Raw genomic sequence first — 25,954 nt, 5'->3', positions numbered from 1 at the left:
CGGACGTCGTCACGCAAGGCGTCCGCGTCCCAGACGCTGCTGTTCAGCAGTCGCTGGAAGCCATCCGGAGTGCGGTGACCCGCCCATTCCGCGAGTTGCCAGCCGTTCTTGCGCGTCGCCCGCCCCAGCAGACCACGGACATAATCCCGCATCCGCCACCGCAGATCCGCCCGGCCGAACCTGCCCGCCACCCGCGCGAACACCAACTCCAACTCAGCAGCCCAGACCGCGACTTCAGCCATCCCCTCCATACCAGGACAACGGCAACTGCCAGCTCAGGACACGAACCGCTGCTGGAGTATTAGGAGTCAGCAAGTTGAAGGCGCTGTCCAGATTGGGGTGTTCCTCAAGGCCGGTCGGCATGACCTGGATCTCGACGTTCTGCATCCCCCCGACGAGCAGCAGACGCCGAAGCTGCTCCGCGTGCACGCGCCGCCCGCCGATCGGCCGATCCAGTACGACCTCTTCCAGCACGTAGCTGACGATCGGCGCTGGCCAACGTTCGAAGACCTGCTGCCGAGAAAGCCGGTCCGCGACCCGCTTCTCGATCATCTCCTCATTCAAGAACGGTCGCCGCTTGGCGAAAACGACTCGTGCGTGTGCCTCGGTCTGAAGCAAGCCCTGCACGGCGTGGTTGTTGTAGTGGTGCAGCTCGACGGCCTCCGCTTCCAACTCGGCATAACCCCGATACCACTCCGGATGCCGGGTCCGCGCCCTGCTCATCGCCTCCTCGACCTGCGGGATGACCTCCTTGAACAACCCCTCCGCATGGAGGATCTCGTCCGCCTTCAGCAAGAACTCCGGCCTCGGCGTTCGCACCCCCCTCTCCATGGCCGAGATCTGATCAGGTCCGTACCCCACAAGGTCGCCGAACTCCCGCTGATTGAGCCCCGCCCGCTCCCTGAGCAACTTCAGCTGCTTGCCCAGTACGACGAAGACTCCCACCGCCCCGTTGACCTCCGCAGGCGTCTCCGGCCGCCGCTCCCGCTCCTCCGTCACTCCACCCTCCGACTGCTCGTACGCGAACCGACCGCACCCGTACGACTACGCACAGTCGCCGGGATTCCCCTGGTCAGAGTAGGGAGAAGTGACCACGCCCTGTCACGTGAATCTGGAAATCTCCACCCCCGCACCTGAGCTCACCCAACGGCTCAGCGCCACCCCTCTCGGTGCCCGGCTGGCCCGGCGTCTCACCGCCCACCAGCTCGACGCCTGGGGATACCCGCACGACAGCGACCCGAACCGCACCGCCCAGCTCCTCGTCGCCGAGCTGGCGGCGAACGCCGTCACCCACGGCCGGGTGCCGGGCCGGGACTTCGAGCTGCGGCTGCGGCTGCTGCCCGAGAGGGACACCTTGCGTATCGAGGTGAGTGACGCCCAGGGAGACAAGGAGCTGCGGTTCCTGACCGGCGGGCCGGACGACGAGCACGGCCGCGGACTCGTGGTCGTACTCGTGCTGTCGACCCGCTGGGGCGTGGCGCCGCGCACCGTCGGCAAGACGGTCTGGGCGGAGCTCTCGCTCAGCGGGCGGCGGCGACCGTGTCGGCGAAGGCCCGGGCCGGAGGGCTGAGGGCGTCCCAGCGGCGGACGGCCCAGCCGACGGGCAGGGGGCGCAGGCCCCGCAGCGGGACGAGCCGCAGACCGCCCCCGCCCGGTCCGGAAAGACCCGGTCCGGGAGGGCCCGGTACGGGAAGGCCCGGTACGGCGGGAACCACCGCGCGCCCCGCTCCCAGCTCCGCCAGCAGCAGTGCCGTGTCCCAGTCGGCGACGCTCGTGTCGTAGGCGAACCGCACGCCCAGCTCGGCGCAGGCCGCGTCGAGGTGGGCGGCGGAGGTGGAGTTCGGGGGGAGCCGGATGAGGCGTACGCCGGCCAGTTCCGCGGGGTCGAGGTCCTCACGCCCCGCCAGCGGATCGTCGGCGGGGAGGGCGAGCAGCCAGGGCAGTTCGGCGACCGTCCGCTGCTCGATGCCGCGGACCCGGGGGCCGACGGTGATCCACGCCAGGTCGAGGGTGCCGTCGGCCAGGGCGTCGAAGGTGCCGCGGCCGGAACTGACCGTGCGGAACTCCAGGTTGACCTCGGGGTGCCGGCGGCGGAAGGCGACCACCGCGTCGGACATGAAGTGCCGGACGGTGGTGGCGCCGGTGGCGACGCGGACGTGTCCGCTGTGACCGTCGACGAGGTCGCGCAGTTGCCGTACGGCGAGGTCGAGGCCGGATATGCCCTCGGCCGCCGCCGCTTCCAGGATCCGGCCGGCCTGGGTGGGGACCACGCCCCGCGGCTGCCGTTCCAGCAGCGCGACCCCCGTCTCCCGCTCCAGCCGCTTCACGTGCTGGCTCACGGCGGACTGGGTGCAGCCGAGGTCCCGCGCGACGGAGCTGAGGCTGCCGGCGCGGCACACGGACACGAACACACGGAGGTCGTCCAGGGTCACAACACCCAAGCTAGCACTTGGGTGTTCGAAGGAAATCCAAGGATTGACTGTGGGTCAGCCGCCGTACGAGGATCGTGGGTGGGCCGCGACCGACCCAGGCGGCAACCCGCTCCCTGCCCTCGCCGAGTCCGGACGACGCGGGATCTGCGCGGAGCGGGTGCCGACCCTCCTCCCGGCGTCCGTTGGGCGAGTTCACCGCCCGGCGTACAGCCCCTCCACCTCACCGGCGAAGTCGGCCATGATCTGCTCGCGGCGCAGTTTCATCGACGGGGTCAGATGGCCGGCCTCCTCGGTGAAGTCCACGGGGAGCACGGCGAAGCGGCGGATGGACTCGGGGCGGGACACCAGCTTGTTGGCCTCGTCGAGCGCGCGCTGCAGGACGGCCTCCAGCTCCGGGTCGCCCTGGAGGAGTTCCGGTGGCACCGGGTGCTTGCCGATCATCTGCCGCCAGTGCGTGATGCCGTCGGGGTCGAGGGTGATCAGGGCGGCGACGTACGGCCGGCCGTCACCGACCAGCATCACCTGGGAGATCAGCGGGTGCTGGCGCAGCCAGTTCTCCAGCGGGGCCGGGGCCACCGACTTGCCGCCCGCCGTGATCAGCAGTTCCTTCTTGCGGCCGGTGATGGTGAGGTAGCCCTCGTCGTCCAGTTCGCCTATGTCGCCGGTGGCCAGCCAGCCGTCCCTCGTCGCGGGGACGACTCCGCCGGCCCGCGGGTCCCAGTAGCCGCGCAGGACGTGGTCGCCGGCGACGAGGATCTCACCGTCGGCCGCGATGCGCACGCGGGTGCCGGGAAGGGGCCAGCCCACCGTGCCCAGGCGGGGTTTGAGGGGTGGGGTGACGGTCGTGGCGCCGGTGGTCTCCGTCAGGCCGTAGCCCTCGAAGATCTCGATGCCGGCGCCGGCGTAGAACGCGGCGAGGCGACGGCCGAGCGGGGAGCCGCCGCAGATGGCGTACCGGACGCGACCGCCCATCGCGGCCCGGATCTTGCGGTAGACGAGCGGGTCGTAGAAGGTGCGGGCCGTCTTCAGGGAGCGGCTCGGGCCGCTGCCGGTGCCGGTCTGCCGGGCCTCCAGCGCCTCGCCGTAGCGCCGGGCGACGGCGGCGGCCCGGTCGAAGACCGCGACCCGGCCGCCGGACTCGGCGTTCGCGCGGGCCGAGTTGTAGACCTTCTCCAGCATGTACGGGATCGTCAGCAGACAGGTCGGCCGGAAGGCGGCGAGGTCCGGCAGCAGGTCCTCGGCGGCCAGGCTCGGGGCGTGGCCGAGCCGTACCCGGGCCCGGACGCAGGCGATGGCCACCATGCGCCCGAAGACGTGGGACATCGGCAGGAAGAGCAGGACCGACGGTTCCTCGCCCTGGGCCTTGAAGACGGGGTGGAGCAGTTCGACGGCGTTGTCGACCTCGGCGAAGAAGTTGCCGTGCGAGAGGGCGCAGCCCTTGGGGCGGCCGGTGGTGCCGGAGGTGTAGATGAGCGTGGCGAGGGTGTCGGGGCCCAGCATGCCGCGCCGTACGGCGATCTCGGCGTCCGGCACCTGCACACCGGCCTCGGCGAGCCGGGTGACGTGGTCCTTGTCCATCACCCACAGGTGGCGCAGGTCGGGCAGGTGCTGGAGTTCGGGGCCGACGGCGGAGGCCTGGGCGGCGGTCTCGGTGATCAGGGCGACCGCACCGGAGTCGTGCAGGATCCAGCGGGTCTGGAAGACCGAGGAGGTCGGGTAGATCGGCACGGTGACCAGGCCGGCGGCCCAGGCGGCGAAGTCGAGGAGCGTCCACTCGTAGGTCGTACGGGCCATGACGGCGATACGGTCGCCCGGCACCAGCCCCTCGGCGATCAGTCCCTTGGCCACCGCGAGCACCTGCTCGGCGAAGTGAGCGGCCGTCATGTCCGTCCAGCGGCCGTCGGGGAGCCGGCGGCTGAGCACGATCGCGGCGGGGGCGGCTTCGGCGTTGTCGAAGGGCAGGTCGCCGAGGGAGCCGTGTTTCACCGGGGCCGCGAACGGCGGCACGGACACCTCCCGCACCGCGCCGTCCAGGCGCTGGACCCAGGGCTCCACGAGGACGGGACGGCCGTCGTAGTCGACGGCGGAGACGGGGGCGCCGGAGGAGGCGGGGGTGTTCGGGAAGGGTGTGGACACGGGCGGCTCCTCTGGCATGCGTGCACCTGCAGTGGTCCCCCATGGATACGGAGAAAGGGGTTACCGCTGGTTAGGGAGGTGATCGTACGGGCCCGCCGTGAGGGGGTTGTGCGGGTTCGGGGATGGTCCGGAGCCGGGGGTGTGCAGCCTCGCGGGTTATGTGACAGGGCCTCACGTTAGCTGGATCACTCCCGCTTGGCGTAGTCTTACCGGCGGTAACCTTACTCCGGAGTAAGCAGTGGGGGCAGGACATGGCAGACCGCGAACTGAGCTTGCTGCTGGCCCGCGGCGCGCTGCGCTCGCCCTTCAGACGGCCTTCTCCCGAGGCGGACTTCCCGCGAGAGCGGCTGGTGCTGTCCGGCGTGCGGGCCGACCGGGACCGGCTGACCGCCTATGAGCGGGTGTGCGGCTTTCCCACCGGTGACAGCGCCCTCCCGGTCACCTACCCGCACGTCCTCGGTTTCCCGCCGGCCATGCGGCTGATGAGCGACCGGGCCTTTCCGCTGCCCCTGCTGGGCCTCGTCCACACGTCGATCGAGATCACCCGGCACACCTCGCTGCCGGCGAGCGGGGCGTACGAACTCGCCGTCCGGATCGAGGGCCTGGCCCCGCACCGGCGCGGCACCGAAGCCACGGTGGTCACCAGGGTGCGGGCCGACGGGGAGGTCGTCTGGGAGTCGCGGAGCAGGTACCTCGCGCGGCATCGCACCGACAGCCCCGCGGCACCGGAGGCGGCCCGGCGGGACACCCCGCTGCCCGCCGTCGCCGAGTGGCGGCTCGCCGGGGACGCCGGCCGGCGGTACGGCGCCGTGTCCGGCGACCGCAACCCCATTCACCTGCACCCGCTCACCGCCCGCCTCTTCGGCTTCCCGCGGGCCGTCGCGCACGGCATGTGGACACTCGCCCGCTGCCTGGCCGCCCACGAGGTCCCCGACCGGGCCGAGGTCCGGGCCCGGTTCCTGGCGCCGCTGCTGCTCCCGGGGACGGTGACCTACGGCGCGGACGCCTCCGGCCGTTTCGAGTTGCGGGGCGGTGAGGGGCGGTTGCATCTCGCCGGGGAAGTGCGGGCCCTAGGCTGAGCGCCGCCGGCGAGAGCCCTTGCGGCGCTAGGCCTCGGCCGGCGGAACCCAGGGACGCCCCCGCATCAGGTTGCCCAGTCCCGACCAGGCGAAGTTCATCAAGGTGGCCGCCGCCTGCCGGGCGGTGATGCCCGGCGTGACGTTGGCCCACGCGGCCAGCGATTCCGCGGCGCCGACCAGTGCCTCGGCGAGGCCCGCGACCTCGTGCTCGGCCAGGTCGGGATCCCGGTGGGCCTCTCGCGCGGCGACGGCGACCAGCCGGGTCACGAACGCGACGATCTCCTCGCGCATCGCGGCGACCTCGGCCTCGAAGGGATCGCCGTGCGTTCGGGCCTGCAGGTGCAGCACCGACCAGGCGTCGGGGTGCTCGGCGGTGTACGCGAAGAAGGCCTGGAGCCCGTCCCACAGCTGACGGTCGGCGGGCAGCTCCGGGCGGACTCCGGCGCGGACGGCCGCCGTGAGGGCGGTGGCCTCACGGCGGATACAGGCCGTGAAGAGGTCTTCCTTGGAGTTGAGATACAGGTAGACCAAGGGCTTGGAGACACCCGCGAGTTCGGCTATCTCGTCCATGGATGCGGCCATGTAGCCGCGTCGGCCGAAGATCTGTACGGCAGCGTCGAGCATCTGCTGCTCACGGACCGCCCTCGGCATCCGTCTGGACCTCACCCCACCCATGGGGGCAAGCCTAGTTGGAAGCGGCTGCTCCGCCCTGCGCCCGCGCGGTGTCGTCCGCGACGTCCTCCTGGCTGCGGTTGGCCTCCAGGTTGGCCTTCATCCGGTCGACCTTGTTCACGATCTGCACCGAGGCCCGTTCCCGCTCCCTGCGCAGCACCACCCAGCTGATCGGCGCCGACAGCACCAGCGAGAGCAGCAGCACCCACAGGAAGTTGGAGTCGCCGAAGCCGCGCGGGAAGACGCCGGAGTAGACGGCTCCCCAGACGACGACGAGGCAGCCGGCGAAGACGCCGAGGCGCATCAGCGTGTAGCGGAGCATCTCAATCCAGTCGTCCGATTCCAAAAGGGGTCATCGTCCAGTGAAGCACGGCCGGCAGGGGATCTTGCAGTGGGGTCAGCCGAGGGGCAGCAGCATGATCACGTCGTCCCGGTCGTCGCCGGGCGCCACCCGGATGGCGTCCGGCACCCGGCCGACCTCCTTGTAGCCGCAGGAGCCGTAGAACCGCTCCAGGCCGAGGCCACCGCGGCAGGTCAGCCGTATCGCGTCGATGCCGTCGAAGGTGCGGGCCGCGTCCGCGGCGGCCGCCAGCAGGTCGCGGCCGTACCCCTTGCCCTGGTGCCTCGGGTGGACCATCACCGTGTACAGCCACACCCAGTGCTTCTGGAGCCGGTGCGTGTTGAAGGAGAAGAAGGCGGTCGCAGCCGGCTCGCCCGTCTCGTCGCAGCCGACGAGCAGCCGGTGCCGCCCCTCGGCCATGGCCACGAAGTGGTGCACCAGCTCCGGCCGGACGTCCTCGCGGCTCACCGGCGGTACGAAGCCGACGGCGCCGCCCGCGTTGGAGACGTCCGTCCAGAGGTCGAGAACGCCGTCGCGCAGGGCCGGGGTGATGGCGGGGTCCAGGGTGAAGGTAAGCGGCATGTGGGTACTGTACCTATTACCCGAGCGCGCGTGCAGCCACCTTCAGATCGGCGACGAGCCCCTCGTAGGCGGCCTTCCTGTCCTGGTCGTCCTGCGCCCGTAGCACCGACGACGGGTGCACGGTCGGCACCAGCCGCTCGGGCCGCCCGTGGATCTCCCGTTCCAGTACGGTCCCGCGTACCTCGCCCACCCGGAACGACGACCCCAGCAGCGCCTTCCCGGCGGTCGCCCCGAGCACCACGATCAGCTCGGGCTCGACCAGCGCCAGCTCCGCCGCGAGCCACGGTCCGCAGGCGGTCATCTCCCGCAGGCTGGGCGCCTTGTGGATCCGGCGCTTGCGGGGCTCGGCCCGGGTGAACTTGAAGTGCTTGACGGCGTTGGTCACGTAGGCCTCCGCCGGGTCGATGCCGGCCTCCGCGAGCGCGCGGTCCAGGAGCTTGCCGGCGGGGCCGACGAACGGCCTGCCCTGCCGGTCCTCCTGGTCGCCGGGCTGCTCGCCGACGAGCATCACGCGCGCGTGCGCGTTGCCCGCGCCGAACACCGTCTGGGTGGCGTTCTCGTGCAGAGGGCAACCACGGCAGTCCGCGGCGGCCTTGCGCAGGGCGGTGAGACCGGCGCCCTGCGGGACGAAGGGCTCCGCCGTATAGGCGTCCTCGGGGGCCTTCGTGACAGCCATGTGTGCCGGGTACCCCCGCGGAAAAGTCACACCCGCATCGGCTGGGGGGACTCCCGTCGCAGGGGGTCGGGGCCGTCGTACTCGCGGATGATCTCGTAACGCGTGTTCCGCTCCACCGGGCGGAAGCCGGCGTCACGGATGAGGTCCAGCAGGTCGTCGCGGGTCAGCTTGTTCGGCGTGCCGTAGTTGTCCGCGTCGTGCGTGATCTTGTACTCGACGACCGAGCCGTCCATGTCGTCCGCGCCGTGCTGGAGGGCCAGCTGGGCGGTCTGCACGCCGTGCATCACCCAGAAGACCTTCACGTGCGGGACGTTGTCGAAGAGCAGCCGGGAGACGGCGAAGGTCTTCAGGGCCTCGGCGCCGGTCGCCATCTGGGTGCGGGCCTGGAGGGTGTTGCGTACCTTGCCGTCCTTCATGTCCACGAAGTCGTGCTGGTAGCGCAGCGGGATGAAGACCTGGAAGCCGTTCGTCTCGTCCTGCAGCTCGCGGAGCCGCAGGACGTGGTCGACCCTGTGCCTCGGCTCCTCGATGTGGCCGTAGAGCATGGTGCACGGGGTCTTCAGACCCTTCTCGTGCGCCAGGCGGTGGATGCGGGACCAGTCCTCCCAGTGGGTCCGGTGGTCCACGATGTGCTGCCGGACCTCCCAGTCGAAGATCTCGGCGCCACCGCCGGTGAGGGACTCCAGACCCGCGTCGATCAGCTCGTCCAGGATCTCGCTCGCGCTCAGCCCGGAGATGGTCTCGAAGTGGTGGATCTCGGTCGCCGTGAAGGCCTTGAGCGAGACGTTCGGCAGGGCGGCCTTCAGCTCGCGCAGGGAGCGGGGGTAGTAACGCCACGGCAGGTTCGGGTGCAGGCCGTTGACGATGTGCAGCTCGGTGAGGTTCTCCGACTCCATCGCCTTGGCCAGCCTGACGGCCTCCTCGATGCGCATCGTGTACGCGTCCTTCTCGCCCGGCTTGCGCTGGAAGGAGCAGTAGGCGCAGGAGGCCGTGCACACGTTGGTCATGTTGAGGTGCCGGTTGACGTTGAAGTGGACCACGTCACCGTTCTTGCGGGTGCGCACCTCGTGCGCGAGGCCGCCGAGCCACGCCAGGTCGTCCGACTCGTACAGCGCGATGCCGTCCTCGCGGGTCAGCCGCTCACCGGAGCGGACCTTCTCCTCCAGCTCGCGCTTGAGCCCGACGTCCATGCCAACACGCACCTTTCTGAGACAGCACGGCCCACCGTATCCCTACACCTCTTCGGGCAGCTCCCCGACCCGGTTCTCCCACTTCGTGGACAGCACGATGGTGGTACGGGTCCGGGAGACGCCCTTGGTCCCGCTGAGCCGCCGGATGGTCTTCTCCAGGCCGTCGACGTCCGAGGAGCGCACCTTGAGCATGTAGGAGTCGTCGCCGGCGATGAACCAGCAGTCCTCGATCTCCGGCAGGTCCCGCAGCCGCTGGGCGACGTCCTCGTGGTCGGCGGCGTCGGAGAGCGAGATGCCGATCAGCGCGGTGACGCCGAGACCGAGCGAGGCCGAGTCCACCGTGGCGCGGTAGCCGGTGATGACACCGGCCGCCTCCAGCCGGTTGATGCGGTCGGTGACGCTGGGGCCCGACAGGCCGACCAGGCGTCCCAGCTCCGCGTACGAGGCCCGGCCGTTCTCCCTCAGGGCCTGGATGAGCTGCCTGTCCACCGCGTCCATGCGATCGAAGCCTTCCGCTGAAGAGTTCCGAGTAGATGAGAGGTACTACGACGTGCCCGGCTGAACGGCCGGTCCGTCAGTCCGCCGGCCCGCCGCCCAGCTCACCCCGCCACCGCCGGTACAGGCCGTGCCGGACGCCGGCCGCGTCCAGCACCCGCCCGGCGACGAAGTCCACCAGGTCCTGGATGTGGGTGGCGCCCGCGTAGAAGGCGGGAGAGGCCGGTACGACGGTGGCACCGGCGTCGTCCAGGGCGACCAGGTGGCGCAGGGTCTGCCCGTTCAGCGGCGTCTCCCGCACCGAGACGACCAGCGTCCGGCGCTCCTTCAGGGTGACGCTCGCCGCGCGCTGCAGCAGGTCCTTGGAGAGCCCGAGCGCCACACCGGCCACGCAGGCGGTGGAGGCGGGCACGATGAGCATCCCCTTCGCCGGGTACGACCCCGAGGACGGACCGGCGGCGAGGTCGCCCGCGCTCCAGTACCGCACCCCGGTGACGTCCACGTCGAAGGTGCCGGGCTTGCCGTCGGCGCCCCGGGCCAGCCATTCCCGCAGGTCGTCCCGCCAGTGGGCGTCCCGGAACGAGATCCCCGTCTCGTCCAGCAGCGTCAGCCGCGAGGCCCGGCTGACCACCAGGTCCACCGCCTCGCCCGCCTCCAGCAACGCCCGCAGCACGGCAGCCGCATACGGCGTCCCGGAAGCACCGGACACCCCCACGATCCAAGGCACGCGCTGCGTTTCTCCTGCGTTCACACCTTGAGCGTACCGGTGGGTCGGGCAGGCCTCAGGCCGGGTGGCGCGGGGTTCGTCAGATCCTCAGACCGCGCACCAGGAGATCAAGCAGGGCGCACACGAACAGGGCAATGCCGATGAAGCCGTTGACCGAGAAGAACGCCCTGTTGAGGCGGGACAGGTCATGGGGGCGGACGATGCGGTGTTCGTAGAGGAAGGCACCGGCGACGATCAGGAGGCCCAGCCAGAAGAAGGCACCCGCGCCGGTGACGGCGCCGTACCAGACGAACAGCGCCGTCGTGATCGCGTGGCAGACCCGTGCGCCCCGGATCGCGGCGGGGATGCCGAAGCGGGCCGGGACCGACATGACGCCGATCTCGCGGTCGGTCTCGACGTCCTGGCAGGCGTAGATCAGGTCGAAGCCGCCGATCCAGACGCCGACGGCGAGGCCGAGGATCACCGCGTCCCAGCTCCAGGAGCCGGAGATCGCGAGCCAGCCGCCGATGGGGCCCATGGCCTGGGCGAGGCCGAGGATGGCCTGGGGGAAGTTGGTGAACCGCTTCCCGTAGGGGTAGACCACCATCGGGATCACCGCGATGGGGGCCAGGGCCAGGCACAGCGGGTTCAGCAGGGCCGCCGCCCCCAGGAAGATCACCAGGGCGATCAGGGCGCCGGTCCAGGCGTGCTTCACCGACATCGCGCCGGTGACGAGTTCCCGGTGGGCCGTGCGCGGGTTACGGGCGTCGATCTCACGGTCGATGATCCGGTTGACCGCCATCGCGAACGTGCGCAGGCCCACCATGCAGACGGTGACCAGCAGCAGCCGGGCCCAGTGGATGTTCTCGTCCCACGCGTACATCGCCGTGAGGGAGGCGATGTAGGCGAAGGGCAGCGCGAAGACCGAGTGCTCGATCATCACCAGGCGCAGGAAGGCTTTCGTGCGTCCCGGCCGGGGGATCGCTGCGGAGGCGCTGCTCACAGGCCGTACTCCTTCCAGCGGCGGTCCACCAGGGCCGCCGTATCGGGGTCGGAGAGGACCATGTCCGGCCAGCCCCCGTCCCGGGTGTAGCCCTCCTCGGGCCACTTCTTCGTCGCGTCGATGCCCGCCTTGCCGCCCCAGAACTGCTGGTAGGAGGCGTGGTCGAGGTGGTCGACGGGGCCTTCGACGACCGTGAGGTCACGGGCGTAGTCGGTGTTGCCGAGGGCCCGCCAGGCGACCTCGTGCAGATCGTGCACGTCACAGTCGGAGTCCACGACCACGATCAGTTTGGTCAGGGACATCATGTGCGCCCCCCAGATCGCGTGCATCACCTTCTGCGCGTGCTTCGGGTACTTCTTGTCGATCGAGACGATCGCACAGTTGTGGAAGCCACCGGCCTCGGGCAGGTGGTAGTCCACGATGTCCGGGACGATGATCTTGAGCAGGGGCAGGAAGAACCGCTCCGTCGCCCTGCCCAGCGGGCCGTCCTCCGTGGGCGGGCGGCCCACGACGATCGACTGCAGCAGCGGGCGCCTGCGCATGGTCACGCAGTCGATCCTCAGCGCGGGGAACGGCTCCTGCGGGGTGTAGAAGCCGGTGTGGTCGCCGAAGGGGCCCTCGGGCAGCATCTCGCCCGGCTCCAGCCAGCCCTCCAGGACGACCTCGGCGTTGGCCGGCACCTGCAGCGGGACCGTCTTGCAGTCGACCATCTCGATCCGCTTGCCCGCGATGAACCCGGCGAAGAGGTACTCGTCGATGTCGCCGGGGAGCGGGGCGGTGGAGGCGTAGGTGACGGCCGGGGGGCAGCCGAAGGCGATGGCGACGGGCAGCCGCTCGCCCCTTCGCGCCGCCACCTGGTAGTGGTTGCGGCTGTCCTTGTGGATCTGCCAGTGCATGCCGATGGTGCGCCGGTCGTGGCGCTGCAGCCGGTACAGGCCGAGGTTCCGGATGCCGGTCTCGGGGTCCTTGGTGTGGGTGAGACCCAGGTTGAAGAAGGAGCCGCCGTCCTTGGGCCAGGTGAAGAGGGCCGGGAGCTGTTCCAGGTCCACCTCGTCGCCGTGCAGGACGACCTCCTGCACGGGAGCCTCCCTGACCTTCTTCGGCGGCACGTGCGTCATCGCGCCGAGCTTGCCGAAGGCCTCGCGCACACCGACGAAGCCGTGCGGCAGCTCGGGCCGCAGCAGGCCGCCGATCTTCTCGGAGATCTCGCCGTACGACTTCAGGCCCAGCGACTTCAGCAGCCGCCGGTCGGTGCCGAAGACGTTCATCGCGAGGGGCATCGCCGAGCCCTTCACGTTCTCGAAGAGCAGGGCCGGACCGCCGGACTTCTGCACCCGGTCGACGATCTCCCCGACTTCCAGATACGGGTCGACCTCGGCCTTGATGCGCTTGAGGTCACCCTCGCGCTCCAGCGCCCGCAGCAGGGAGCGAAGATCGTCGTAAGCCATGCGGTCAAGTATCGCCGACCGACCGCTTTGTCCCCGCGCCGACCCCTGCCCCGACGGGTGCGGCGCGGCTGGGATACTCGGCGATCATGAGACGTCGTCGCGTGTCACCGCTTCTGGTCCCGCTGCTCGCCCTCGCCGCGTGCACGCCCCAGCAGGACACGGACGGCTCCGCCGCGTCCCCGGTGATCCGCATCCGGGCCGCCGACCGTGAGGCCGCCCCCGATCTCGCCGGCACCGCGCTCGACGGCGGCCGGATACGCCTGTCCGGCTACCGGGGCAAGGTCGTCGTCCTCAACGTCTGGGCCTCCTGGTGCGGCCCCTGCCGTGCCGAGGCACCGGAACTCTCCAAGGCCCAGCGGAACTTGGCGGCCAAGGGCGTCCAGGTGCTGGGGGTGGACACCGACGCCGACCGGTCCCAGGGCCGGGCGTTCGCGAGCGATCACCACCTGGCCTACCCGAGCCTGTACGACCCCGGCAGCCGGCAGCTCGTCCACCGGCTGCCCGGGAAGTACCTGGGGCAGGCGCTGCCGTACACGCTGTTCATCGACCGGAACGGGAAGATCGCCGCGCAGGGTCTGGTCAGGCTCACGGAGGCGGACGTGCGCACGATCACGCGTCCGCTGCTCGCCGAGAAGGCGAACGGCGCGCGCTGAACGTGGCTCAGTGGGCGTCCAGGCAGTGGTCGCCCTGCCGCACCGGTGCGACCAGCCGGCTCAGCTCCTCCAGCACCGCATCGGTCTGCCGCAGCGAGGCCGAGAGCGTCACCTCGACGGCGGGCCGGCGGCCGTAGGTGACGAGGAGGTCGTGTCCCTCGCGCGCGGCGGTCTCGCGCAGCACCCAGTCCACGCCGTTCACGGCGATGCACGGATCCCTGGTCGGGGCGGGCGGGTTGAGGCCGCAGCGCAGTCGCACCCGGCCGTGGCCCCAGGCCGCGAGCCCCTCGTAGCTGACCCGGTCGCGCCGGTCGCCGTCCAGGCGGTCCGGGTAGTGCGCGGCGATCCGCGCGCACGCCGGGTCCGTCGCGAGCGGGGGCTGGCGCATGCCGTACACCGGCGAGGCCAGCTCCCGGGCGACCAGCAGCCCGGCGAGGGCCAGGCCCCCGGCGGCCACGCCGGCCGCCGCCCGTCTCCTGCGCGGCATCGTCCTCATCGCGGTGTCTCCCCCCGGTCACCGGGCAGCGATCATGGAGCATCCATCATGGCCACCCGCTACTCTGGCCCGGTCACCGGGGCTGTCTCACTTCGTCGGGAGATCGCACACCATGCTCAGGTATCTGCCCTTCCTGCTGGTCCTGGCCCTGTGGATCCACGCCTTCGTGGACTGTCTGAACACCCCCGAGGACGAGGTGCGGCATCTGCCGAAGGTGGCGTGGGTGATCATCATCCTGCTCTTCGGGGAGGTGCTGGTCGGACCGGTCGCCTGGCTGATCACCGGCCGGGTGCGGCAGGCCCGGGCCGGCTCCGCACCCGCCTGGGTCGCGCCCGACGACAACCCCGAGTTCCTCGAGTCCCTCGGCAAGGACGACCGGGACACCTGATGGAACTCCGGTTGCTCGTCACCTTCGAGAAGGTCGCCACGGTGCTGAGCTTCACCCGGGCCGCGGCCGACCTGTCGTACGCGCAGTCCAGTGTGACCGGTCAGATCCGGACCCTGGAGTCCTCCCTCGGCGTGGAGCTGTTCGACCGGCTCGGCAGCCGGATCCGGCTCACCGAGGCCGGCGAGCGGCTGCTGCCGTACGCCCGGCAGATCATCGAACTGACCGAGGAGGCCCGGGCGGTGGTGGTCGAGCCGGAGGAGCCGTCCGGCACCCTGACCGTCGGCACGATGGAGTCCCTGACCTCCTACCGGCTGCCGCCGCTGCTGGAGTACTTCCACCACCGCCACCCCAGGGTGCGCCTGGCGCTGCGCACCACCATCGGCGACGAGACCCGGCAGGCGCTGCGTCAGGGCACGTACGACGTCGGGTTCCTGATGGAGGAGGCGACCGAGCACCCGGGGCTGGAGAGCGCCGTGCTGGCGGTGGAGCCGCTGGCGCTGGTCGCGGCGCCCGGGCACGCCCTGGCCGGGGCGGCACTCGCCACGGCCGACCTGACGGAGCAGCCGCTGCTGGCCACCGAGCCGGGCTGTGCGTACCGCGATCTGTTCGAGCGGGAGCTGACCGCGCTGAAGCCGGTGGAGTTCATGGAGTTCGGCACGATCGAGGCCACCAAGCGCGCGGCGGCGGCCGGCCTCGGGGTCGCGCTGCTGCCCGAGGTGACGGTCGCCGCCGAACTCGCGGAGGGTTCTCTCGTACGGCTCGGCTGGGAGCCGCCGTTCACGCTTCGCACGCAGCTGGCGTGGCGGGCCGGGAAGCGGCTTCCGGCGCATGCGCGGCTGTTCGTGGAGCGGGCTCGGAAGCTGGTCGCCGAGCAGGACGGGCCAGGGTGACCTTCAGACTGGCCGTCACGATCAGCGGGACGCCCAGCGCCTGGACGAGCCCGATGTGGTGGCCGTAGACCGCCCAGTCCATCAGCATCGCCACGGCCGGGTAGACGAAGGCCAGGACGGCGATCTTGGACGTCGGCAGCTTGGCGTACGCGGCGTACATGAGGACGTACATCACGCCGGTGTGGATCAGGCCGAGTCCGGCGAGCCAGCCCCAGCCCCAGCCGGTGCCGCGCATGGCGCCGAAGTCCGCGAAGGGCAGCAGCAGCGGGATGCCGACCAGCACCTGGACGAGGGCGATCAGATGCGGGCGCACCCCGGTGATCCGCTTGGTGACCAGCGTGGACAGGCCGTAGAGCAGAGCGGCCAGCAGGGCCTGGCCGATGCCGGTCAGATAGGTCCCGCCGCTCGCGAAGTCGCCGGGTGTGACGCCCGAGACCAGGATCAGCCCGGCGAAGGCCACGCCGATCCAGCCCACCTTGGCGGCGGTGAGCCGTTCGCGGAACAGCAGGGCGCCGAGGAGGACCACGTAGAACGGCTGGGTGTGGTAGACGACCGTGGCGACCGAGATAGACGTGTTCTCGTACGACTGGAAGAGCAGCACCCAGTTGAAGACGATGAACACCCCGCCGAGCACGGCCAGTCCCAGGGTGCGCGGGGTGAAGCCGTGGTCGCGCAGCCATCCGCGCGCGGCGACGTAGCCGCCGAGTGCGAGGGCGCCGAACAGGACGCGGAAGAAGACGACGTCGAAGGGTGAGGCTCCCGACTCGACGACGAAGACGCCGAGGGTGCCGGAGAGCATCATGGCGGTGGTCAGCTGGGCGGTGCCCTTGAGGTCCGTGGTCATGGCGACGACGGTAGGGCCGGGCCGTGCGCCGATCCACGGGCTGGTGCGGGGGGGGGGGGGGGGGGGGGGGGGGGGGGGGGAGGCGGGGGGGGGGGGGGGGGGGGTTCGTCTCAGGGACGAAGCCCCAACCCCCTGCCCCCCCCCCCCCACCCCCCCTCTCCCCCCCCCTCCCCCCCCCCCCCCCCCCCCCCCCCTCCCCCCCCCCCCCCCCCCCCCCCCCCCCCCCGATCCCCGCGGCCGAGCCGGTCATTCGCCCCGCAGGACCAGCTCCAGCAGCCCCGGGAAGCGGGCGTCGAACTCCGCCCGGCGCAGCCGGTTGACCCGCCTGGGGCCCTCGTCGCGCTGCTCCACCAGCCCGGCGCCGCGCAGCACCGCGAAGTGGTGGCTGAGGGCCGCCTTGCCCACCGGCACGTCGAAGCTGCCGCAGCTGCGGCTCCAGTCGGCCGATCCGGCCAGCTCCCGCACGAGGGTGATCCGCACGGGGTCGGCGAGGGCGGCGAGGGCGGTCTGCACGGGCACGTCGTCGGGGTGGGTGTGCTCCGGGGCGGCCCGGTGACCGGTGGCGGCCATGCTGCCCTCCTCGCTGCCGTGTTCCGCTTGCCGAGTGTTCGATGAAAACCATACAGTGGCGAGTGTTCGCTTTTGATTGAACAATCGAGCACGGTCGAGTAGAGCCGGGGGTGCGGCATGCGCGCGGTGGAGTTCCAGGAGTACGGCGGTCCCGAGGTGCTGGAGGTGGTGACGGCCGAGGTGCCGGAGCCGGGCCCCGGGCAGGTGAGCATCGACGTGGCCTACACCGGTGTGAACTTCGCCGACCTGAAGGCCCGTTCGGAGGGCTACCGGGTGCCCGCGCTCCCCCACGTCCCCGGCCTGGAGGTCTCCGGCCGCGTCCGCGCGCTCGGCGCCGGCGTCACGGACCTGGCCGTCGGCCAGGAGGTGATGGCGCTCACCGAGGGCGGCGCGTACGCGGAGGTGGTGATCGCAGAGGCGACGACCGTCTTCCCGGTCCCGGCCGGCCTGGACCTGCGCACCGCCGCGACCCTGCCGACGGTCCTGCCCTCGGCGTACGCCCTGGTCCACACCGTCGGCCGGCTCCAGCCCGGCGAGGCGGTCCTCGTACAGGGCGCGGCGGGCGGCGTCGGCACGGCCGTCGGCCAACTGGCGCGCGCGGCGGGCGCCGGGGCGGTGTACGGCGTGGTGTCCTCGGCCGCGAAGGCCGCCCACGCCAAGGACCACGGGTACGACGAGGTGTTCGTCGGCGCCTTCCGGGAGGAGGTGCGCGAGGCGACCGGGGGGCGGGGCGCCGATCTGGTGCTGGACCCCGTCGGCGGCGACACCCTGCGCGCCGGACTGGCCTCGCTGGCCGTCTTCGGGCGCCTGGTCTCCTTCGGCAACGCGAGCGGCGCCGAGCCGTGGAACGTGGGCCAGCAGGAGCTGTACCCGCTCGGCGTCTCCGTGTCCGGCTTCTCCGTCCTGACCCTGGCGAGGACGGCACCGGACGCGCTGCGCCGGCTGTCGCAGCAGGCGTTCGCGAAGGCGGCCGACGGGACGGTGACGCTGCCGGTGACGGCCGAGTTCCCCCTGGCGGACGCGGTGGAGGCACACCGGCTGATGGGGGGACGGTCGAGCACGGGGAAGCTGCTGCTGCGGGTCGCCGACTGACCGGCCCTCACGTTCCGGTCGTCCGGTCCGGTCGTCCGGTCCGGCGGGCGGTGGCGCCCCGGCGCTCCCACGCCCCGTTGCCCCGGGCCCGCCCGCGCAGCACAGTGAGGGCATGGACGAACGACAGGCCCGGGCCTGGCTCGCCACCGCCCTCGACGAGGCCCGGGCCGGGCTGGCCGAGGGCGGGATCCCGATCGGCGCCGCGCTCCACGCCCCCGACGGCACCCTCCTCGGCCGCGGCCACAACCGCCGGGTCCAGGACGACGACCCCTCGGCGCACGCGGAGACGGCCGCCTTCCGCGCGGCGGGACGGCGGCGCACGTACCGCGGCACGACCATGGTCACCACGCTCTCCCCGTGCTGGTACTGCAGCGGCCTGGTCCGCCAGTTCGGCATCTCCCGGGTGGTGATCGGCGAGGCCACCACCTTCCACGGCGGCCACGACTGGCTCGCCGCACACGGCGTGGAGATCGTCCTGCTCGACGACCCCGCGTGCGTGGCCCTGATGACGGACTTCGTCAAGGACAACCCGGACCTGTGGAACGAGGACATCGGTGACTAGCGCGCGCGTTCCCACCATCGACCTGCGGCCCTGGCTCGACGGTGACGAGCAGGCCCGCGCCGCCCTGGCCCGGACCGTCGACCAGGCGCTCGGTACCGCCGGGTTCCTGCTGGTCACCGGGCACGGGGTGGAGCCCGGGCTGCGGGCGGGGGTGCGGGCAGCCGCGCGCGCGTTCTTCCTGCTGCCCACCGAGGTCAAGCGGGCGTACGAGGCGAAGGTCGGCGGCCGGGGCTGGCTCGGGCCCGGCGCCGAGGCCAACGGGTACGCGGAGGGCACCGAGACCCCGCCCGACCTGAAGGAGTCGCTGACCTTCGCGACGGACGAGCCCTTCGAGGACCCCGTCGTCAACGCGGAGTGGTACGCGCCCAACGTGTGGCCGGCCGAGGTGCCCGAGCTCCGGACGCTCTGCGAGCGGTACCTGGCGAGGATGGCCGGCCTGGAGAAGGAGCTGCTGACGCTGCTGGGCCACGCGCTGGGGCTGGAGCGCGACTTCTTCTCGCGGCACATGGACCATCCGACGTACGGCTTCAACATCAACTGGTATCCGGGCACGGAGGTGGTCGGCGAGCCGCTGCCGGGGCAGTTCCGGATCGGGCCGCACACCGACTTCGGGACCGTGACCATCCTCGACCGGCAGGCCGGAAAGGGCGGGCTGCAGATCCACACCGACGCGGGGGGCTGGGAGGACGCGCCGTACGACCCGGACGCCTTCACCGTCAACGTCGGGGACCTGCTGGCCCGCTGGACCGGTGACCGGTGGCGGTCCGGGCGGCACCGGGTGCTGCCGCCGCCGCTCGACGCGCCCGCCGAGGAGCTGATGTCGCTCGTGTACTTCGGCGAGTGCACCCCGGGCACCCGGGTGGAGTCCGTGCCGGCGCCGCTCGGCCGAGTGGCGTATCCGCCGGTCGACTCGCACGTGTACCTGCGCGAGAAGCTCGACTCGATCACCGTCGGCTGACCCCACCCCTGCCCCTTCCGTCACCGTCGGTTATTCACTTCCGCGTTCGGCCTGCCACCCGATCCGTTGAAATGAACCGGGCGGGCATGTCCCGGCCGCGTCCCACGGCATTGCCTTCCAGGGGGCCCGTCTTCAGGGCCCCCCTTTTTTTGCCGATAGGAGACGCGTGCGAATCACTGACATCCAGCGCTGCGAGGTCCGGCCGGGACGGCTCGTCGAGTGGACTCTGAGCCCGGCGACCGTGGCGGCGGCGACGGCACTGCCGGAGGACTCCCGGCCGCCCGCCTACATCCAGGAGTCGCACATCAGGACGGCCCGGAGCGTCCGGGAGGACGGGCTGTTCGTGCCGACCTGGCTGGGCACCGCCTTCGACCTGCCGGGCCCGGTCGACCTCGACGCGCTGCAGGAGGCACTGCGCGTCTGGACGGTGCGGCACGAGACGCTGCGCAGCGGCTTCCGCTGGGCCGGCCCCTCGGGGAACGAGCTGCGCCGGTTCACGCTGGACGCCGCGGACGTGTCCCTGCACCGGGAGGAGGCGGGCGACTTCGACGACGCGGACGAGCTGGTCCGGCACCTCCAGGACCGTTTCGACTCCGTCGCGGACGCGCTGCGCTGGCCCAACCTGATCTACACGGCGGTCGTACGGGACGACGGCGCCAGCGTGTACATGGCCTTCGACCACAGCAACGTCGACGCCTACTCCCTGACCCGCATCGCCGCCGAGATCCACGAGCTGTACACGGCGGCCCTGGCCGGCACCGAGCCCGGCTCCCTGGCGCCGGCCGCCAGCTACGTCGACTTCTGCGAGATCGAGCGGGCCGACGCGGACGGCATCGACGGCCGACACGCGGCAGTCGGCCGCTGGCGCGAGTTCATCCAGCGCTGCGACGGCATGCTGCCGGGCTTCCCGGTCGACCTCGGCCTGGTGCCGGGCGGCCCGCTGCCGAGGCAGCGGATGCTGTGCGAGCCGCTGGCGGACGCGGCCGAGGCGGCGGCGTTCGAGGCGTACTGCAGGCCGTACGGCGGCAGCATGGTCGGTCTGCTGGCCGCCACCGGGCTGATCGTGCACGAGCTGGGCGGGCAGTCGGTGTACCGGACCGTGGTGCCGTTCCACACCCGGGTGAAGTCGCGCTGGAACGACTCGGTGGGCTGGTACGTGGGCGGCGCCCCCATCGAGGTCCCGGTCGGCTGTGCGGCGGGCTTCCCCGACACCCTGCGGGCGGTACGCGCCGAGCTGCAGGCCAACCGGTCGCTGGCCCGGATGCCGCTGGCCCGGGTGCTGCGCCTGCTCGGCGCGGACTTCCGGCCGACCTCACCGGACCTGTACTCGATCGTCTCCTACGTCGACACCCGGACCGTCCCCGGCGCCGAGCGCTGGGCGGAGCAGCGGGCGCACGCGCTGCTGCGGGTGTCGTACGGCGATCAGGTGTGCGTGTGGGTGAACCGGCTGCACGAGGGGCTGTGGCTGGCGAGCCGGTATCCGGACACCGACGTCGCGGCGAAGAACCTGCGGCTGTACGTGGAGCGGCTGCGCGACCACATCGCCTCGGTGGCCCACGGGAGCCTGTCGGCGGTGTCCTGACCCGGACGTCCGCCGCCGTCCTAGGTGAACTGGCCGGGGAGGGGCTCCATGGGTTCCCGCCCCGGGCGGGTCCGGGACGCCTCCAGGCGTGCGATCAGCTGTTCGAATCGGGTGCGCCAGCCGGCCTCCGACTCCCGCTCGCCCTGGAACTCATGGGTGAACCGCAGCACGCAGTTGTCCTCCCCGCCCCGCTCCAGGTGGAACCGGATCCGGCCGCCGTCCCCGACGGTGTACTCGGCGACCCGGTCCACGTCCCACGCGGTGACCCGCCCCGTACCCACGTCACGCAGGGTCACCGCGCCCTCGAGCCGGGGTTCCAGCACGTCGACGGCGGTGAACCAGCCCCCGAGCCCCTCGGGGGTGGCCACCGCCGACCAGACGTCCTCCATGGGCCGCGGGATCCGCACCACGAAGTGGAGTATGTGCGTGTTCCCGTGGGTCTGACTGATGCCCTGTTCGATGGAACCGCTCATGACACCAGTGTGGGCGACCCGTCGCTCACACGCCCGCGTAGGAGTGCTTTCCGCTGACGAAGATGTTGACGCCGTAGTAGTTGAACAGCCAGCAGCCGAAGGCGATCATCGCCAGGTAGGCGGCCTTGCGCCCCTTCCAGCCGGCCGTCGCGCGGGCGTGCAGGTAGCAGGCGTAGGCGACCCAGGTGATGAAGGACCAGGTCTCCTTCGGGTCCCAGTTCCAGTAGCGGCCCCAGGCGTCGCCCGCCCAGATCGCGCCCGCGATGATCGTGAACGTCCACAGCGGGAAGACGGCCGCGTTGACCCGGTAGGCGAACTTGTCGAGCGAGGCGGAGGCGGGCAGGCGCTCCAGCACCGAGGTCGCGAAGGCACCCGGCTTGCCGCCGGTCTGCAGCTTGTTCTCGTACGAGTCCTTGAACAGGTACAGGATCGTGGCGACCGCGCCGACGTAGAACACCGCGCCGCAGAAGATCGCGGTGGAGACGTGGATGTACAGCCAGTACGAGTGCAGGGCCGGCACCAGCTGGTCGCTCGCCGTGTAGAGGACGGTGACCGCGAGGCCCAGGTCGAGCAGGACCGTCGTGATGAGGAACAGACCGAGCCAGCGCACGTTCTTCCGCAGCGCCAGCAGCGCGAGGTACACACCGACGGCCACCGTGGAGAAGGTGATGTTGAACTCGTACATGTTGCCCCACGGCGCCCGCTGCACGGAGGCCGCGCGGCAGACGACACCGGCCAGCTCCACCAGGAACGCGAGCACGGTGAGCGAGACGGCGACACGGCCGTACAGGTCGCCCTGCGCGTCCCCGCCGTGCGCGCCGGGCCCGTCCGGCACGTCGCGGGCGCCGGACGCCGAGCGGACGACGACCTTGGGCCGCTCCAGCACGGCGGTGCCGCCGGCCTGCTTGACCGTGACGGCGGGCCCGCTCGCCTTCGCCGTGGTCCCGGCGGTCAGCGCGGCGGCCGTACGGGCCACCTTGCTGCGGCTGCCGAAGAGCCACTCGGCGATGTACGCGAAGAAGGCCAGGGTGTAGACGGCCATCGACGAGTAGATCAGCGTGTTGCTGATGCTCGCGAGGTGTTCGTTGGTTGCGCCGGCGAGAGTCACTTCTCAGCCCCTTCGGCAGGTACGACGGGAGGTTCGTTGGAGTCGTCGTCGGGGTCGGGTGCCCCCGGCGCCTGGTCGTAGAGGATTCCGGCGAGGTCGCCCAGCTCCTCGGGCACCTTGGCGGACTCGCTGCGGCCGAGCCCGGCCATCTCGACGACCGTCACGCCGTCGGCGCCGCGCACCGCGCGCACCCACACCCGGCGCCGCTGGATGAACAGGGACGCGGCCAGACCGAAGATCGCGGTCAGGGCACCGCCGAGCGCCCAGCCGCTGCCGGGCTCCTGGACGATCTCGAAGCCGGCCCATTCCTTGATGTCCTTCTCGAAGGTGATGGACCCCGCGCCGTTCGGCAGCGTGAGCGTGTCGCCCGGCTGCAGCAGTTTCTTCAGCAGCTGGCCCTTGCTGTCCTTGAACGCCTTCATGTGCGTCTTGTCCAGCTGGTACACGCTCTGCGGGATGCCCGCGTTCACGCTGCCGAGGTCGCCGTGGTAGGCGTTCACCGCGAGCAGCGGGTTCACCAGCGCCGGGAACTGCGAGAGCATCGTGCCGCTCTTCGGGTCGAAGGTCGGCACGAAGAAGGCCTGGAAGCCGAGCTGTTCCGAGGTGCCCTGCGGGTTCCGGTAGCCGTCCAGCACCTTCACCACACCGTTGGAGGTGACGTTGCCGTCGAGCGGCAGCAGCGGTACGGCGTCGTGGTAGACGACGTCGCCCTTGCCGTCGCGGACGGTGATGACGGGCGCGTAGCCGTGGCTGACGAGGTAGACCTTGGAGTCGCCGATGTGCAGCGGCTGGTTGACCTTGATGGTGGTCGACCGCTCCTTGCCGTACGCGCCCTCGCTGTAGGCGATCCTCGCCTCGAAGGTGCGCGGCGTGCCCCTGTTCGGGCCGGAGACCTCGTAGGTGCCCTTGAAGTCCTTCAGGTCGAAGCTGAACGGCACGAGGTCGTCGTTCTGGAACAGGCTGCCGGACTTGAAGTCGTCGTACTGCGGCAGCGAGTTGGCGAAGCCGCCGCCCTCGACGACCAGCTTGGTGCCGTCGGACTTGTACAGCTGGCCGCAGGCGAAGGCGATCAGCAGCACGATCAGGGCGATGTGGAAGGCCAGGTTGCCCAGCTCGCGCAGGTAGCCCTTCTCGGCGGCGACGGCGTCACCGGCGACATGGGCGCGGAAGCGGCGCTTCTTCAGCAGGGTGAGCGCGGCTTCGCGGACCTGCTCGGGGTCGGCCGTGGTGCGCCAGGTGGTGTAGGCGGGCAGCCGGGTCAGCCGCTTGGGCGCACCCGGCGGCCGGCCGCGCAGCTGGCCGACGAACTGCCAGGTGCGCGGGACGATGCAGCCGATGAGGGAGACGAACAGCAGGATGTAGACCGCGGAGAACCACACCGAGCTGTAGACGTGGAAGAGGCCGAGCTTGTCGTAGACCGGCGCGAGCGTCTTGTGGGCCTTGCGGAAGTCGTCGACCTTGTTGAGGTCGGCGCCGCTCTGCGGGATCAGCGAGCCGGGGATCGCGCCGAGCGAGAGCAGCAGGAGCAGCAGCAGCGCGACCCGCATGGAGGTCAGCTGCCGCCAGAACCAGCGGGCCCAGCCGATGACGCCGAGGCCGGGCGCGACGGAGAGCTCCTCCGCCGGGGCGGTGGACAGCTGGGAGCCGGCCGCGCCGAGATCCTCCCGGTCCTCCTGGTCGCGGCTCTTGTCGGTGTCGGTCGTACTCATCGATCAGATCCCCACAGTGAAGCCGTCGGACCAGGTCTGCATCTGCTGCACCAGACTGTCCCAGGCGCCGGTCAGCAGCAGCGCACCGGTCGCGATCATCATCGTGCCGCCGATGCGCATCACCCAGACGTAGTGGCGCTTGACCCAGCCGAACGCGCCGAGGGCCTTGCGGAAGGCGACGGCGGTGAGAACGAAGGGGACACCGAGGCCGATGCAGTAGGCGACGGTCAGTATCGCGCCCCGGCCGGCACTCGCCTGCTGGGAGGAGAGGGCGACGACGGAGGCGAGCGTCGGGCCGATGCAGGGCGTCCACCCGATCCCGAAGAGGGCGCCCAGGAGGGGCGCGCCGACCAGACCGGTGGCCGGCCGCTGGTGGAAGCGGAACTCGCGCTGGGTGAGCCAGGGCATCAGCCCCATGAAGAACACGCCCATCAGGATCATGAGCACGCCCAGCACCTTGGACAGGGTGTCCTTGTACTCCTGCAGCGTCGACCCGAAGAAGCCGAACAGGGCTCCGCCGGAGACGAAGACGACGGTGAAGCCGAGGACGAACAGGGCCGCTCCGGTCGCCATGCGCCCGCGCCGGGCGTCGGCCAGATCGGTGCCGGCCACCCCGGTCACATAGGACAGGTAGCCGGGGACCAGCGGCAGCACGCAGGGCGAGAAGAAGGAGACGAGCCCGCCCAGCAGGGCGACCGGCAGGGCGACCAGCAGGGCGCCGTTGCGCACGGTCAGGTTCTGGCCCGCCGCGGCCAGCGTCAGCATCGCGCTCACGTCACTTCTCCGCGAGGACCGGCTTGAGCATCTTCAGCAGGGAGGTGTCGTCGAGCGCCTCCAGGGCCCGCGCGGCGACCTTCCCGTGCTTGTCGATGACGAGCGTGGAGGGGATCAGCTGCGGGTTGAGGGTGCCCTTCGGGAAGCGGAGCATCAGCTTGCCCGAGGGGTCGTACAGGCTCGGGTAGCCGATCCCGTGCTCCTTCTCGAAGGCGACCGCCGGTGTGGTGCTGGTGTCCCGGGTGTTGATGCCGACGAACTGCACGCCCTTGCCCTCGTACTGCTTCGACACCTTGGCGAAGTACTGGGCCTCCTCGCGGCAGGGTCCGCACCACGAGCCCCAGACGTTGACGACGACGACCTGGCCCTTGTAGGCGGCCACGTCGAGGGTCTTGCCGTCGATGGTCCTGCCGGACAGGTCCGGGGCCGTGGCGCGCTTGCCCTGGGCGACGGTGTCGACGCCGTTGTTGCCGGTGACGAAGTTGGTGTTGCCACCGCCGCCGGAGGTGCCGCCCTTGCCGCACGCGGACAGGGTCAGGGCCAGCGCGGCGGCCACGGCGCTGAGCAGGACGGCGCGGCTACGGGTACTCATGTGAAAAGTTTCGCATGCCGTTTCCGGGGCTCTCGCGCACCCCCCTGCCGGGCGGAAAACCGCATTTCAGGGCGTATTTACACGGGACATTTCCGGCACCACGCTCAGGCGAGGAACTGCTTCCAGCCGGCGGCGGGCCGCTGCCCGACCTCCAGCGTGCGCAGCTTGGCGAGCACCTCGGGCTTCTGCACGTCCATCCAGTCGACGAACTGCCGGAAGGAGACCAGCCGTACGTCCGCGCCCTTCTCCTTCTCGCGCGCGATGTGCTTGAAGGCCTCCTCGACGGAGTCCATGTAGATGCCACCGTTCCAGTGCTCGAAGTGGTTGCCTATGAAGAACGGCGCCCGGTTTGTCTCGTATGCCCGCTGGAAGCCCGCTATGTAGGCCTGCGCGGACTGCTTGCGCCAGCCCGGGTAGTTGTAGGCGGGCGCCTTGGTGGAGTTCACGGACTGGTTGGCGAGCATGTTGTAGTCCATCGAGAGCACCTCGAAGGAACGCCCGGGG

Annotated in this window: 30 protein-coding genes and 1 pseudogene; 9 read left to right on the top strand and 22 right to left on the bottom strand. The window is 71.1% G+C overall.

The window, feature by feature from the left end; translation table 11 throughout:
- Both ACZ7HQ_RS42765 and ACZ7HQ_RS42760 read right to left on the bottom strand, forming a co-directional pair.
- Window positions 1-242: transposase (locus ACZ7HQ_RS42765; protein ID WP_471002340.1), on the bottom strand; the 242-nt coding region annotated here is incomplete at its 3' end.
- Entirely contained in the window at window positions 235-999 is a 765-nt protein-coding gene (locus ACZ7HQ_RS42760; protein ID WP_471002337.1) for a helix-turn-helix domain-containing protein, read from the bottom strand. The genes ACZ7HQ_RS42760 and ACZ7HQ_RS42765, both read right to left, overlap by 8 nt.
- A 106-nt stretch (window positions 1,000-1,105) precedes the next feature.
- Here ACZ7HQ_RS42760 and ACZ7HQ_RS42755 point away from each other — a divergent pair, with 106 nt between their 5' ends.
- Window positions 1,106-1,570, top strand: coding sequence for an ATP-binding protein (locus tag ACZ7HQ_RS42755; RefSeq protein ID WP_471002334.1), 465 nt, complete (start codon window positions 1,106-1,108; stop codon window positions 1,568-1,570).
- Here ACZ7HQ_RS42755 and ACZ7HQ_RS42750 read toward each other — a convergent pair.
- A complete protein-coding gene (locus ACZ7HQ_RS42750) occupies window positions 1,521-2,432 on the bottom strand; it encodes a LysR family transcriptional regulator (protein WP_471002331.1) in 912 nt (303 codons plus the stop codon). The two genes, ACZ7HQ_RS42755 and ACZ7HQ_RS42750, sit on opposite strands and share 50 nt — an antisense overlap.
- A 192-nt stretch (window positions 2,433-2,624) precedes the next feature.
- Window positions 2,625-4,568: an AMP-dependent synthetase/ligase gene (locus ACZ7HQ_RS42745; RefSeq protein WP_471002328.1), complete on the bottom strand. Its 1,944-nt coding sequence runs from the start codon at window positions 4,566-4,568 to the stop codon at window positions 2,625-2,627.
- Window positions 4,569-4,819: 251 nt separating this feature from the next.
- On the opposite strand from ACZ7HQ_RS42745, the gene ACZ7HQ_RS42740 reads away from it, so the two are divergent.
- The gene (locus tag ACZ7HQ_RS42740; protein ID WP_471002325.1) at window positions 4,820-5,647 is read left to right on the top strand and encodes a MaoC/PaaZ C-terminal domain-containing protein; all 828 of its coding nucleotides are present in this window, start codon (window positions 4,820-4,822) and stop codon (window positions 5,645-5,647) included.
- Between the two features lie 27 nt (window positions 5,648-5,674).
- Here the strand turns inward: ACZ7HQ_RS42740 and ACZ7HQ_RS42735 are convergent, their stop codons facing one another.
- From ACZ7HQ_RS42735 to ACZ7HQ_RS42695, 9 genes are all read right to left on the bottom strand, one after another.
- Window positions 5,675-6,322 carry a TetR/AcrR family transcriptional regulator gene (locus tag ACZ7HQ_RS42735; protein WP_471002322.1) on the bottom strand — a complete coding sequence of 216 codons (648 nt, stop codon included), beginning with the start codon at window positions 6,320-6,322 and terminating at the stop codon, window positions 5,675-5,677.
- 10 nt (window positions 6,323-6,332) lie between these two features.
- On the bottom strand, window positions 6,333-6,641 hold the full coding sequence (locus ACZ7HQ_RS42730; RefSeq protein WP_471002346.1) for a DUF4229 domain-containing protein: 309 nt from the start codon (window positions 6,639-6,641) through the stop codon (window positions 6,333-6,335).
- A gap of 75 nt (window positions 6,642-6,716) precedes the next feature.
- Complete coding sequence (locus ACZ7HQ_RS42725; RefSeq protein WP_471002319.1) at window positions 6,717-7,241, bottom strand: GNAT family N-acetyltransferase; 525 nt, start codon at window positions 7,239-7,241, stop codon at window positions 6,717-6,719.
- 16 nt (window positions 7,242-7,257) lie between these two features.
- Window positions 7,258-7,917, bottom strand: a complete 660-nt coding sequence (locus ACZ7HQ_RS42720; RefSeq protein ID WP_471002316.1) for a UdgX family uracil-DNA binding protein — start codon at window positions 7,915-7,917, stop codon at window positions 7,258-7,260.
- 26 nt (window positions 7,918-7,943) lie between these two features.
- A complete protein-coding gene (gene mqnE, locus ACZ7HQ_RS42715) occupies window positions 7,944-9,107 on the bottom strand; it encodes an aminofutalosine synthase MqnE (protein ID WP_471002313.1) in 1,164 nt (387 codons plus the stop codon).
- Between the two features lie 42 nt (window positions 9,108-9,149).
- Window positions 9,150-9,605: an Lrp/AsnC family transcriptional regulator gene (locus tag ACZ7HQ_RS42710; protein WP_471002310.1), complete on the bottom strand. Its 456-nt coding sequence runs from the start codon at window positions 9,603-9,605 to the stop codon at window positions 9,150-9,152.
- A 76-nt stretch (window positions 9,606-9,681) separates the two neighbouring features.
- Window positions 9,682-10,329: a UbiX family flavin prenyltransferase gene (locus ACZ7HQ_RS42705; RefSeq protein ID WP_471002307.1), complete on the bottom strand. Its 648-nt coding sequence runs from the start codon at window positions 10,327-10,329 to the stop codon at window positions 9,682-9,684.
- 79 nt (window positions 10,330-10,408) lie between these two features.
- A complete protein-coding gene (gene mqnP, locus ACZ7HQ_RS42700) occupies window positions 10,409-11,311 on the bottom strand; it encodes a menaquinone biosynthesis prenyltransferase MqnP (RefSeq protein WP_471002304.1) in 903 nt (300 codons plus the stop codon).
- The gene (locus ACZ7HQ_RS42695) at window positions 11,308-12,759 is read right to left on the bottom strand and encodes a menaquinone biosynthesis decarboxylase (RefSeq protein WP_471002301.1); all 1,452 of its coding nucleotides are present in this window, start codon (window positions 12,757-12,759) and stop codon (window positions 11,308-11,310) included. Before ACZ7HQ_RS42695 ends, mqnP begins: the two co-directional genes overlap by 4 nt.
- 86 nt (window positions 12,760-12,845) lie before the next feature.
- Here ACZ7HQ_RS42695 and ACZ7HQ_RS42690 point away from each other — a divergent pair, with 86 nt between their 5' ends.
- Window positions 12,846-13,412 carry a TlpA family protein disulfide reductase gene (locus ACZ7HQ_RS42690; RefSeq protein ID WP_471002298.1) on the top strand — a complete coding sequence of 189 codons (567 nt, stop codon included), beginning with the start codon at window positions 12,846-12,848 and terminating at the stop codon, window positions 13,410-13,412.
- A 7-nt stretch (window positions 13,413-13,419) separates the two neighbouring features.
- On the opposite strand, the gene ACZ7HQ_RS42685 is transcribed toward ACZ7HQ_RS42690, so the two are convergent.
- Window positions 13,420-13,908 carry a DUF3515 family protein gene (locus ACZ7HQ_RS42685; RefSeq protein WP_471002295.1) on the bottom strand — a complete coding sequence of 163 codons (489 nt, stop codon included), beginning with the start codon at window positions 13,906-13,908 and terminating at the stop codon, window positions 13,420-13,422.
- A 112-nt stretch (window positions 13,909-14,020) separates the two neighbouring features.
- Here ACZ7HQ_RS42685 and ACZ7HQ_RS42680 point away from each other — a divergent pair, with 112 nt between their 5' ends.
- Entirely contained in the window at window positions 14,021-14,296 is a 276-nt protein-coding gene (locus ACZ7HQ_RS42680) for a PLD nuclease N-terminal domain-containing protein (RefSeq protein ID WP_471002292.1), read from the top strand.
- Window positions 14,296-15,186, top strand: coding sequence for a LysR family transcriptional regulator (locus ACZ7HQ_RS42675; protein WP_471002289.1), 891 nt, complete (start codon window positions 14,296-14,298; stop codon window positions 15,184-15,186). The genes ACZ7HQ_RS42680 and ACZ7HQ_RS42675 overlap by 1 nt, the downstream gene beginning before the upstream one ends.
- Here ACZ7HQ_RS42675 and ACZ7HQ_RS42670 read toward each other — a convergent pair.
- Both ACZ7HQ_RS42670 and ACZ7HQ_RS42665 read right to left on the bottom strand, forming a co-directional pair.
- Window positions 15,074-16,030, bottom strand: a complete 957-nt coding sequence (locus ACZ7HQ_RS42670) for a DMT family transporter (RefSeq protein WP_471002286.1) — start codon at window positions 16,028-16,030, stop codon at window positions 15,074-15,076. The two genes, ACZ7HQ_RS42675 and ACZ7HQ_RS42670, sit on opposite strands and share 113 nt — an antisense overlap.
- Window positions 16,031-16,276: 246 nt before the next feature.
- Window positions 16,277-16,600: an ArsR/SmtB family transcription factor gene (locus ACZ7HQ_RS42665; protein WP_471002283.1), complete on the bottom strand. Its 324-nt coding sequence runs from the start codon at window positions 16,598-16,600 to the stop codon at window positions 16,277-16,279.
- Between the two features lie 117 nt (window positions 16,601-16,717).
- Here ACZ7HQ_RS42665 and ACZ7HQ_RS42660 point away from each other — a divergent pair, with 117 nt between their 5' ends.
- The 4 genes from ACZ7HQ_RS42660 to ACZ7HQ_RS42645 all read left to right on the top strand — a co-directional run bounded on the left by ACZ7HQ_RS42660 (window position 16,718) and on the right by ACZ7HQ_RS42645 (window position 20,794).
- Window positions 16,718-17,692: a quinone oxidoreductase family protein gene (locus ACZ7HQ_RS42660; protein WP_471002280.1), complete on the top strand. Its 975-nt coding sequence runs from the start codon at window positions 16,718-16,720 to the stop codon at window positions 17,690-17,692.
- A gap of 112 nt (window positions 17,693-17,804) precedes the next feature.
- Complete coding sequence (locus ACZ7HQ_RS42655; protein WP_471002278.1) at window positions 17,805-18,254, top strand: nucleoside deaminase; 450 nt, start codon at window positions 17,805-17,807, stop codon at window positions 18,252-18,254.
- Window positions 18,247-19,212 carry an isopenicillin N synthase family dioxygenase gene (locus ACZ7HQ_RS42650; RefSeq protein WP_471002275.1) on the top strand — a complete coding sequence of 322 codons (966 nt, stop codon included), beginning with the start codon at window positions 18,247-18,249 and terminating at the stop codon, window positions 19,210-19,212. The genes ACZ7HQ_RS42655 and ACZ7HQ_RS42650 overlap by 8 nt, the downstream gene beginning before the upstream one ends.
- A 166-nt stretch (window positions 19,213-19,378) precedes the next feature.
- Window positions 19,379-20,794: a condensation domain-containing protein gene (locus ACZ7HQ_RS42645; protein ID WP_471002272.1), complete on the top strand. Its 1,416-nt coding sequence runs from the start codon at window positions 19,379-19,381 to the stop codon at window positions 20,792-20,794.
- 20 nt (window positions 20,795-20,814) lie between these two features.
- Here ACZ7HQ_RS42645 and ACZ7HQ_RS42640 read toward each other — a convergent pair whose 3' ends face one another.
- The 6 genes and pseudogenes from ACZ7HQ_RS42640 to ACZ7HQ_RS42615 all read right to left on the bottom strand — a co-directional run.
- Window positions 20,815-21,267 (bottom strand): SRPBCC family protein, encoded by a 453-nt coding sequence (locus tag ACZ7HQ_RS42640; protein ID WP_471002269.1) that lies wholly within the window; start codon window positions 21,265-21,267, stop codon window positions 20,815-20,817.
- 25 nt (window positions 21,268-21,292) lie between these two features.
- A complete protein-coding gene (gene ccsB, locus ACZ7HQ_RS42635; protein WP_471002266.1) occupies window positions 21,293-22,375 on the bottom strand; it encodes a c-type cytochrome biogenesis protein CcsB in 1,083 nt (360 codons plus the stop codon).
- A complete protein-coding gene (resB, locus tag ACZ7HQ_RS42630; RefSeq protein WP_471002263.1) occupies window positions 22,372-24,084 on the bottom strand; it encodes a cytochrome c biogenesis protein ResB in 1,713 nt (570 codons plus the stop codon). Before resB ends, ccsB begins: the two co-directional genes overlap by 4 nt.
- 3 nt (window positions 24,085-24,087) lie before the next feature.
- The gene (locus ACZ7HQ_RS42625) at window positions 24,088-24,849 is read right to left on the bottom strand and encodes a cytochrome c biogenesis CcdA family protein (RefSeq protein ID WP_471002343.1); all 762 of its coding nucleotides are present in this window, start codon (window positions 24,847-24,849) and stop codon (window positions 24,088-24,090) included.
- A gap of 10 nt (window positions 24,850-24,859) precedes the next feature.
- Window positions 24,860-25,450: a TlpA family protein disulfide reductase gene (locus ACZ7HQ_RS42620; protein WP_471002260.1), complete on the bottom strand. Its 591-nt coding sequence runs from the start codon at window positions 25,448-25,450 to the stop codon at window positions 24,860-24,862.
- Between the two features lie 104 nt (window positions 25,451-25,554).
- Window positions 25,555-25,954, bottom strand: a pseudogene (locus ACZ7HQ_RS42615) (hypothetical protein); the annotation flags it as partial.

The organism is Streptomyces sp. NPDC037290 (assembly GCF_055603245.1).
This window is presented reverse-complemented; position numbering and strand designations above follow the sequence as displayed.

Excerpts from the sequence above, each read along its gene's own strand:
- ACZ7HQ_RS42740 (WP_471002325.1), top strand. The coding sequence starts at position 4,820 with ATGGCAGACCGCGAACTGAGCTTGCTGCTGGCCCGCGGCGCGCTGCGC.
- ACZ7HQ_RS42735 (WP_471002322.1), bottom strand. The coding sequence starts at position 6,322 with ATGGGTGGGGTGAGGTCCAGACGGATGCCGAGGGCGGTCCGTGAGCAG.
- ACZ7HQ_RS42730 (WP_471002346.1), bottom strand. The coding sequence starts at position 6,641 with ATGCTCCGCTACACGCTGATGCGCCTCGGCGTCTTCGCCGGCTGCCTC.
- ACZ7HQ_RS42725 (WP_471002319.1), bottom strand. The coding sequence starts at position 7,241 with ATGCCGCTTACCTTCACCCTGGACCCCGCCATCACCCCGGCCCTGCGC.
- ACZ7HQ_RS42720 (WP_471002316.1), bottom strand. The coding sequence starts at position 7,917 with ATGGCTGTCACGAAGGCCCCCGAGGACGCCTATACGGCGGAGCCCTTC.
- mqnE (WP_471002313.1), bottom strand. The coding sequence starts at position 9,107 with ATGGACGTCGGGCTCAAGCGCGAGCTGGAGGAGAAGGTCCGCTCCGGT.
- ACZ7HQ_RS42710 (WP_471002310.1), bottom strand. The coding sequence starts at position 9,605 with ATGGACGCGGTGGACAGGCAGCTCATCCAGGCCCTGAGGGAGAACGGC.
- ACZ7HQ_RS42695 (WP_471002301.1), bottom strand. The coding sequence starts at position 12,759 with ATGGCTTACGACGATCTTCGCTCCCTGCTGCGGGCGCTGGAGCGCGAG.
- ACZ7HQ_RS42690 (WP_471002298.1), top strand. The coding sequence starts at position 12,846 with ATGAGACGTCGTCGCGTGTCACCGCTTCTGGTCCCGCTGCTCGCCCTC.
- ACZ7HQ_RS42685 (WP_471002295.1), bottom strand. The coding sequence starts at position 13,908 with ATGAGGACGATGCCGCGCAGGAGACGGGCGGCGGCCGGCGTGGCCGCC.
- ACZ7HQ_RS42680 (WP_471002292.1), top strand. The coding sequence starts at position 14,021 with ATGCTCAGGTATCTGCCCTTCCTGCTGGTCCTGGCCCTGTGGATCCAC.
- ACZ7HQ_RS42675 (WP_471002289.1), top strand. The coding sequence starts at position 14,296 with ATGGAACTCCGGTTGCTCGTCACCTTCGAGAAGGTCGCCACGGTGCTG.
- ACZ7HQ_RS42670 (WP_471002286.1), bottom strand. The coding sequence starts at position 16,030 with ATGACCACGGACCTCAAGGGCACCGCCCAGCTGACCACCGCCATGATG.
- ACZ7HQ_RS42665 (WP_471002283.1), bottom strand. The coding sequence starts at position 16,600 with ATGGCCGCCACCGGTCACCGGGCCGCCCCGGAGCACACCCACCCCGAC.
- ACZ7HQ_RS42660 (WP_471002280.1), top strand. The coding sequence starts at position 16,718 with ATGCGCGCGGTGGAGTTCCAGGAGTACGGCGGTCCCGAGGTGCTGGAG.
- ACZ7HQ_RS42655 (WP_471002278.1), top strand. The coding sequence starts at position 17,805 with ATGGACGAACGACAGGCCCGGGCCTGGCTCGCCACCGCCCTCGACGAG.
- ACZ7HQ_RS42640 (WP_471002269.1), bottom strand. The coding sequence starts at position 21,267 with ATGAGCGGTTCCATCGAACAGGGCATCAGTCAGACCCACGGGAACACG.
- resB (WP_471002263.1), bottom strand. The coding sequence starts at position 24,084 with ATGAGTACGACCGACACCGACAAGAGCCGCGACCAGGAGGACCGGGAG.
- ACZ7HQ_RS42625 (WP_471002343.1), bottom strand. The coding sequence starts at position 24,849 with ATGCTGACGCTGGCCGCGGCGGGCCAGAACCTGACCGTGCGCAACGGC.
- ACZ7HQ_RS42620 (WP_471002260.1), bottom strand. The coding sequence starts at position 25,450 with ATGAGTACCCGTAGCCGCGCCGTCCTGCTCAGCGCCGTGGCCGCCGCG.